Below are 7,990 nucleotides of genomic sequence, written 5' to 3' on the forward strand. Positions count from 1 at the left end.
GAATTGGTCAGAGCTGGACGAATAACCTGCCCGGAAACATCGGCATCCAAATCGCCTTTGGTCTAGTTTCGTGACTGCTGAGACGAATAGAAATACGCAATGGCCTGCGTTCGGTTTTTGACACTCAGCTTTTCGTAGATGTTGGACAGGTGAAACTTGACCGTGTTTGTCGAGATCTGAAGTTCCTTCGATAGATCCCGGTTTGACATTCCCTGCGCCAGCGCCTCCAGAATTGCGCGCTCCTTACGCGACAGGCTCTGGATCGGGTCCTGTTGCATTTTACGGATATCGATGAACGGGAACACCATCTTACCCGCTGCAACTTTGGCGCAGGTTTCCAGCAGACCCTCAACCTCGCCCGTGCGGGCGGCAAATCCAGCCGCACCCGCCTGCATCGCCAATCGCGGGACATCGCCGCCAGTGTCGCCATAAACGACAAAGCGCGGGGCGTTGGGCTGATCGCGCAGAACCTCAATCAGTTTGGCGGCCCCCAAAACCGGAAGTGTCCAGTCGACGACACCAACCTGAACGGGAACCCGCATCACCGTTCCCAGAAACCCTTCGGCCGTTGCTGACGTGGCCATCAGCGAGAATCGGGGGTCCCGCTCGAATATTTCGGACATGGCCGACAGAACCAGCGGGTTGCCGTCCGCCAGCATGATGTCGATGGGTTTGTTCGGTGTCTCAACCATATGATTTTGCCCCGATTCCGGAAAAACCTACCCATAAGGATAGGGCATTTCTTTGTATACCTTCGTATTTTTACCAAAACGGGTAGGTACTGACCCATCCCATTGGCCATCCAAAAGCAGTAGTAAGTTACGTTGCGTCATAAGGCAAGCTCGCGTTTCCTGCTCGGTAACTTGCCACAACGGGCCGCTATGCCCGGCCAACAGCCGAGGATGCCAGACCATGACTTTTCAGATTTTCCCTCCGCTCGAAATCCCTCAGACCCTCGCTGCGGGGCCGGGGCCGGGCAACACGGATGCGCGCGTCCTCAAGGCCTTTGCCGATGCAGGCGTTGCCGATCACATGCAGGGGGACGTCCTTAGGGGGATGGTCGAATGCAAGCACATGCTGCGGAAAATCTGGGGTACCCACAACGCCTATACCTTTGCTGTTGCCGGCACCGGTTGGAGCGCCCTGGACACCATGTTTTCGGCTGTCATGCCTAGCGATAAGGTCGTTGCTTTTGCCAACGGGACATTCTCGGGGATTGACGCGCTGACGCTGCGGATCAAGGCGGCGACGCCCGAAGAACATGCAGCCAACCCGATGGCACCTCAGGCCGCCAGCGTCACCGTGATCGAGGTTCCGCACGGCCAGCCGGTCACCGGTGATCTGGTCGAAGCGACGCTGGCGCAGCACAAACCGAAATGGGCTTTCATGGCGCATTGGGAAACCGGATCGGGCCGCATCAATGACCTGCGCGGATTTTCCGACGCGTGCGAACGTCATGGCGCGATGGGTCTGATCGATGCGGTGTCGTCTCTGGGCGTCGATGACTTCTCGATAGACGATTTTCCGGGTATCGCCGGATGGGCGTCCTGCCCGCAGAAAGGTCTGTGCTGCTTGCCGCTGACCTATGCCCCTGTCAGCTTTACCGACGGCTATATCACCTCACTGAAAACCACCGGTGCCTATACCTATGTGCACAATCCCATCTTTGAGGCCCGCCATTGGGGCATTGTCGATGGGCAGGATGTTGAAAAGGGCACCTATCACCGCACCCATTCGGGCTACGCCGTTGCGGCCTTCCATGAATCCCTGCGCCTGACCCTTCAGGAAGGTCTGGCCAAGCGGTCCGCGTCGTACAAGACGCACGAGAAGGTTCTGCGGGACGCCGTCACCGAAATGGGCTGCGAGGTCACCTCCGACATGCCCAGCCTGATCGTGCTGAACCTGCCCCCGGAACTGGCTGGCCGCGAGATGGAGCTGGTCCAGAACTGCCGCGCGCGCGGGTTTGGCATCTGGCCGACGCTCAGCGCACCCGTGCAGGTGCGCATCGGCATCCTCAACCAATTGAACCGCGACGCCGTCAGCCGGATTGTGCGCCTGTTCGCCGAAGCCATCCGAGAGCTGGGCGGAACGGTCGACCAAGACGCAATCGAAGACCTGCTGGAAAGCCGTTACGGCACCTCAATCGCTGCATAAACAGGAGCGGATCAGATGGATATTCACGAATACCAGGCAAAGGAAATTCTTTCGAATTTCGGTGTCGCCATACCATCCGGCGCACTGGCCTACAGTCCGGAACAAGCGGCCTATCGGGCGCGTGAGCTGGGCGGTGACAAATGGATCGTCAAGGCGCAGGTCCATGCAGGCGGTCGCGGCAAGGCCGGAGGGGTCAAGCTGTGCAACACCGAAAACGAAATCTATCAGGCCTGCGATGACCTGTTTGGCCGCAAGCTGGTCACGCATCAGACCGGCCCCGAAGGCAAAGGCATCTATCGCGTCTATGTCGAAGCCGCCGTGCCGATTGATCGCGAGATCTATCTGGGTTTTGTCCTCGACCGGTCCAGCCAAAGGGTGATGATCGTGGCCTCGTCCGAGGGCGGGATGGAGATCGAGGATATCTCGGCTGACCGCCCGGAAAGCATCGTCCGCTCCATCGTGGAACCGGCGGTTGGGCTTCAGGAATTTCAGGCGCGCGAGATCGCATTCAATCTGGGGCTTGAACCCAGGCTGATCCAGCAAATGGTGCGTACATTGCAAGGCTGCTACGCCGCCTTTAGCGAGCTGGACGCGACAATGGTCGAGATCAACCCGTTGGTCATCACGGGTGACGACCGGGTGCTGGCGCTTGACGCCAAGATGAGCTTTGACGACAACGCCCTGTTCCGCCATCCGCAAATCTCTGAACTGCGTGACAAAAGCCAGGAAGACCCGCGCGAAAGCCGCGCGGCCGACCGCGGATTGTCCTATGTCGGGCTGGACGGAAACATCGGCTGCATCGTCAACGGCGCTGGTCTGGCGATGGCCACGATGGACACGATCAAGCTGGCTGGTGGCGAACCTGCAAATTTCCTCGACATCGGCGGCGGGGCCTCGCCCGAACGTGTGGCCAAGGCGTTTCGTCTGGTCCTGTCGGACGACAATGTTCAGGCCATTCTGGTCAACATCTTCGCCGGTATCAACCGCTGCGACTGGGTGGCCGAAGGCGTTGTTCAGGCCCTGCGGGAACTTGACATCGACCTGCCCGTCGTTGTGCGGCTGGCTGGAACGAATGTCGAAGAGGGTCAGAAGATTCTGGCCAAGTCCGGCCTGCCGATCATTCGCGCCTCAACGCTGATGGAGGCGGCAGAACGCGCTGTTGGCGCATGGAAAAACGACCTTACTCAAGGCACCAAGATGAGGGCTGTGAAATGAGCATTCTTCTCGACCGTGACTCGCGCGTCATCGTGCAGGGCATCACCGGCCGCATGGCCCGGTTCCATACCAAGGACATGTTGAACTATGGCACCAATGTCGTGGGCGGTGTCGTACCCGGAAAAGGTGGCGAAACCGTCGAAGGTGTTCCGGTCTTTGACACCGTCAAACAGGCTGTCGAGGCGACCGGCGCGGATGCCAGCCTTGTTTTCGTACCCCCGCCATTTGCGGCGGATTCAATCATGGAAGCCGCAGATGCCGGTATCCGCTACTGCGTCTGTATCACCGACGGGATTCCGGCGCAGGACATGATCCGGGTGAAGCGGTACATGTACCGCTACCCGAAAGAGAAACGCATGGTGCTGACCGGGCCGAACTGTGCCGGTACGATCTCGCCCGGAAAGGCGCTGCTGGGCATCATGCCGGGCCACATCTATCTGCCCGGTCATGTCGGCATCATCGGCCGCTCGGGCACGCTGGGCTACGAGGCTGCGGCGCAGCTGAAAGAACGCGGCATCGGTGTCTCGACCAGTGTCGGCATTGGTGGCGACCCGATCAACGGGTCATCCTTCAAGGACATCCTACAGCGGTTCGAAGAGGACGAGGACACCCATGTCATCGCCATGATCGGCGAGATCGGCGGCCCGCAGGAAGCTGAAGCAGCCGAGTACATCCGCGACCACATCACCAAACCGGTGATTGCTTATGTCGCGGGTCTGACCGCCCCGAAAGGCCGCACCATGGGCCACGCGGGTGCGATCATCTCGGCCTTTGGCGAAAGCGCCAGCGAAAAGGTCGAGATCCTGTCCGCCGCCGGGGTGACCGTTGCCGAAAACCCCGCGGTGATCGGTGAAACAATTGCCCGTGTGATGGAGGCCGCGTGATGGTCAAACCCTCGGTTCTTGTGACCCGTCGCTGGCCTGCCGCCGTCGAGGCGCAGCTGGCCGAGACCTATAACGCCGTTCTGAACACCGGGGACAAACCCATGTCCCCGGCCGAAATCCGGCAAGCCTTGAAAACTTATGACGCGGTGCTGCCAACTGTAACGGACACACTGAGCGCCGAGGCAATGGACGTCCCTGGTGCGCAGACCAAGATCCTGGCCAATTACGGTGTCGGATACAGCCACATCTGCGAACCGTCGGCGCGTGAGCTGGGCATGACCGTGACCAACACGCCCGATGTTTTGTCCGAATGCACCGCTGATATCGCCATGACCCTGCTGCTGATGGTGGCCCGGCGCGCGGGCGAGGGTGAGCGCGAGCTTCGGTCCGGCAACTGGACCGGATGGCGGCCCACGCATCTGGTTGGAACCAAGGTCAGCGGCAAAACGCTGGGCATCATCGGCTATGGCCGCATCGGGCAAGAGATGGCCCGGCGTGCGCATCATGGCTTTGGCATGGACATCCTCGTCTACAACCGCAGTCAGATAGCGCCGGATGTGCTGGCCAGGTGCAATGCAACGCAGGTGGCCTCGATTGACGACTTGCTGCCGCAATGCGACTTCGTCTCGCTGCATTGCCCCGGCGGGGCTGAAAACCGCCATCTGATCAACGCGCGCAGACTGGGCCTGATGAAGCCCGACGCCTTTCTGATCAACACCGCGCGCGGTGAGGTGATCGACGAATGGGCGCTGATACAGGCCCTGATGTTCGAGATGATCGGCGGGGCCGCGCTGGACGTGTTCGATGGTGAACCCCGTATCAGCCCGGACCTGCTGCAATGCGACAACCTCGTGATGCTGCCACATCTGGGCAGCGCCACCCGTGAAGCGCGCGAGGCGATGGGGTTTCGGGTTCTCGATAACCTGAATGATTTCTTTGAAGGCCGCGAACCCCGGGACCGCGTGATCTGATGCAAGCGCTGGCCCCGAATATGCAGCCCACTCCCAACCCCTCGAGCTATGCCGAAGGGTTGCGCTCGGAATTGCGGGCGTTGTGGCGGAACATATTGCTGAAACGGGCGCCACATGTGGCGGCATGGGCCGAGGCCACGCCGCTGCAAGCCATTCCCACGGGACCCGAAGCAACGCCGTATTTGCAGGCCCTTTCGATCTGGTTCCAATTGTTGTGCATCATCGATGAAAACGCCGAGGTTCGGGACCGTCGATTGACCGAAACCCAAAACGGCGCAGAAGCGGTAGAAGGCGGTTTTGCCGAAGCCCTGACGGACTTGTCCCTGACCTATAACCAGGTTGAAAAGCTGACCGCTAACCTGTGTACCGGTCCCACGCTGACCGCGCATCCGACCGAAGCCAAGCGGGTTACGGTTCTGGAAATTCACCGGCGTATCTACCGCAACCTCGTCAGTCTTGAAACGCAACGCTGGACCCCGACAGAACACGCCGAATTGCTGAATGGTCTGGAAGGAGAGATTGATCTCCTATGGCTGACCGGCGAACTCCGCCTGTCGCGCCCAAGCCTGCACGACGAGATCGAATGGGGGTTGCAGTTCTTCCGCGATGCAATCTTTGACGCCGTCCCGCAGGTTATGGGCCGCTTCGATCAGGCCTGCCTGCAAGTGCTGGGCCGTACGCTGAGCGATACACCCGATATCCGCTTTCACAGCTGGATCGGCGGCGACCGGGATGGCAACCCAAATGTCACGACCGAGATGACCGCATTGGCGCTGAAACGCGGACACGAAACAGTTCTGGAGCTTTATCGCCAGGCACTCGAACGTGCTGCGGGCAGGTTGAGCATCAGCGCGCTGATATTGCCTTTACCTGAACCTGTCAGGACGCAAGTACAAGCGATAGTCGACCGGGCTCCGGTCGCCGGACGCAATCGGAATGAACCGTTCCGGCAAGCACTCAATGCCATTCGGTATCGGCTGACAAACAGCGGCTATGATCACATCTCGCAATTCGTGGGCGATCTCGACACGCTTGATACCGCTTTATGTGCGGTCAACGCGGATATTCTGGCGCGGCAGCACATCCGTCCGCTGCGCCGGGCCGCTTCGGTTTTCGGGTTCCGGACCACAACGCTGGACATCCGCCAGAATTCGACCGTCACAACCGACGTTCTGGCCGAAATCTGGTCGCATAGCGGAAAGGTGCCGGTTTACGGCACAGCCGAATGGTCTGCCCGCTTGCGAACCGAACTGGCCGATCAGAACCTGCCTTATCAAGACCGCGATGCGTTAAGCGATCAGGCGCGGGAACTGCTTGCTCTTCTGGCTCTGGTCCATGGTGTGCGATCGGGACCGGACCCCAAGGCAATAGGGCCCTTCATCCTGTCCATGACCCGTTCGGCCGACGACATTCTCGGCATCTACCTGTTGGCCCGCTATGCCGGGTTTGGATCTGAAACTCTGGATCTTTCGGTAGTCCCATTGTTCGAGACGATTGCCGATTTGCGAAATGCCCCATCGATCCTGCTGGACGTTCTGGCTGTTCCGCTTGCCCGTCGCAGCCTCAAAACCGACGGTCGGGTAATCGAGGTGATGCTGGGATATTCGGACAGCGGCAAGGACGGGGGCTATTTCTGCTCAACATGGGAGTTGGAGCGCGCCCAACGCCGGATCGTCTCGGCGCTGGCTTCGCAAGGTTTCAAGGCCACGTTTTTTCATGGTCGCGGCGGCTCGGTCAGCCGGGGCGGTGCACCGACCGGGCGCGCCATCGCCGCGCAACCCAGTGGAACAGTTGCCGGGCGGCTGCGCGTGACCGAACAGGGCGAGGTGGTTTCGGCCAAATATGCCAACCGGGGCACGGCTGCGGCGCATCTGGAGTTGTTGCTGTCAAGCACGATGCGCCATACGGCGACCCCTGACGAGGCGCCTTCACGGCCTGAATTCGATGACGCATTGGATGCTTTGTCAGAGTTGTCACAGACAGCCTATGTCTCGCTTTTGCAGATGCCGGGTTTTCTGGACTATTTCCAGCAGGCGAGCCCTGTCCAAGAACTTGCCCGCCTGAAAATGGGGTCCCGTCCGACCCGCCGGTTCGGCGCGGCCAGCCTGGATGACCTGCGGGCCATTCCATGGGTCTTTGCGTGGTCGCAGAACCGTCACCTGATTACTGGTTGGTACGGGTTCGGCACCGCCATGGCCAGTTTTCGCAAGTTTCGCGGCGAGCGCGGTGATGACGTGTTGCACGACATGTTTCGACACTCCCGCCTGTTCCGCCTCGCCGTCGATGAGATGGAAAAATCGCTCTATCAGACGGATATGGGAATCGCAGCGCAGTATGGCGAATTGGTCTCTGATATCGAGATCCGCCAACGTGTATCGCAGGTGATCAAGGCGGAATACGATAGTGCCTGCAAAGCGATCCGGTTTCTGACCGGTGGTCAGGTCATCGGCCATCGCTTTCCCCGCCTTTGCGAGAGGTTTGACCGCAAACAGGCCGAGTTGGCCCGCATTCATGCTCTTCAGGTCGAACTGCTGCAACACGCCCGCAACGAACCGCAGGCAGGGTCAGTTCCCGTGCCCCTGCTGCAATCCATGAATGCCATTTCCGCTGGCCTTGGCTGGACCGGCTAACCATTTTCAGGAGACCAAAACTGTGAACGCCCCGCATCGAACAGACGGATTTTTCACCCAGTCCTTGTCGGACCGCGATCCTGAGCTTTTTGGCTCGATCCGGTCTGAGCTGGGTCGTCAGCGCGACGAGATCGAG

General features: G+C 59.9%; 6 protein-coding genes. 5 read left to right on the forward strand and 1 reads right to left on the reverse strand.

All coding sequences use genetic code 11. From position 1 onward, the window contains the following. Nucleotides 1–62: 62 nt before the first annotated feature. Nucleotides 63–692 (reverse strand): response regulator transcription factor, encoded by a 630-nt coding sequence (locus ACR0M9_RS19930; RefSeq protein WP_267365646.1) that lies wholly within the window; start codon nucleotides 690–692, stop codon nucleotides 63–65. 220 nt (nucleotides 693–912) lie between these two features. Between ACR0M9_RS19930 and ACR0M9_RS19935 the strand changes: the two genes are divergently transcribed. From ACR0M9_RS19935 to ACR0M9_RS19955, 5 genes are read left to right on the forward strand one after another with little or no spacing between them, the layout of a single operon-like run. Next, nucleotides 913–2,154 carry a pyridoxal-phosphate-dependent aminotransferase family protein gene (locus ACR0M9_RS19935; protein WP_480774463.1) on the forward strand — a complete coding sequence of 414 codons (1,242 nt, stop codon included), beginning with the start codon at nucleotides 913–915 and terminating at the stop codon, nucleotides 2,152–2,154. A 15-nt stretch (nucleotides 2,155–2,169) separates the two neighbouring features. Next, nucleotides 2,170–3,369 carry a malate--CoA ligase subunit beta gene (locus ACR0M9_RS19940; RefSeq protein ID WP_480489220.1) on the forward strand — a complete coding sequence of 400 codons (1,200 nt, stop codon included), beginning with the start codon at nucleotides 2,170–2,172 and terminating at the stop codon, nucleotides 3,367–3,369. Further along, nucleotides 3,366–4,253 (forward strand): succinate--CoA ligase subunit alpha, encoded by an 888-nt coding sequence (gene sucD / locus ACR0M9_RS19945; protein WP_209508187.1) that lies wholly within the window; start codon nucleotides 3,366–3,368, stop codon nucleotides 4,251–4,253. The genes ACR0M9_RS19940 and sucD overlap by 4 nt, the downstream gene beginning before the upstream one ends. Further along, on the forward strand, nucleotides 4,253–5,224 hold the full coding sequence (locus ACR0M9_RS19950) for a 2-hydroxyacid dehydrogenase (protein WP_480489218.1): 972 nt from the start codon (nucleotides 4,253–4,255) through the stop codon (nucleotides 5,222–5,224). The genes sucD and ACR0M9_RS19950 overlap by 1 nt, the downstream gene beginning before the upstream one ends. Further along, nucleotides 5,224–7,854 carry a phosphoenolpyruvate carboxylase gene (locus tag ACR0M9_RS19955; RefSeq protein ID WP_480774464.1) on the forward strand — a complete coding sequence of 877 codons (2,631 nt, stop codon included), beginning with the start codon at nucleotides 5,224–5,226 and terminating at the stop codon, nucleotides 7,852–7,854. Before ACR0M9_RS19950 ends, ACR0M9_RS19955 begins: the two co-directional genes overlap by 1 nt. The last annotated feature ends 136 nt before the right edge of the window (nucleotides 7,855–7,990 follow it).

This window comes from Ruegeria sp. CH2 (assembly GCF_056537065.1).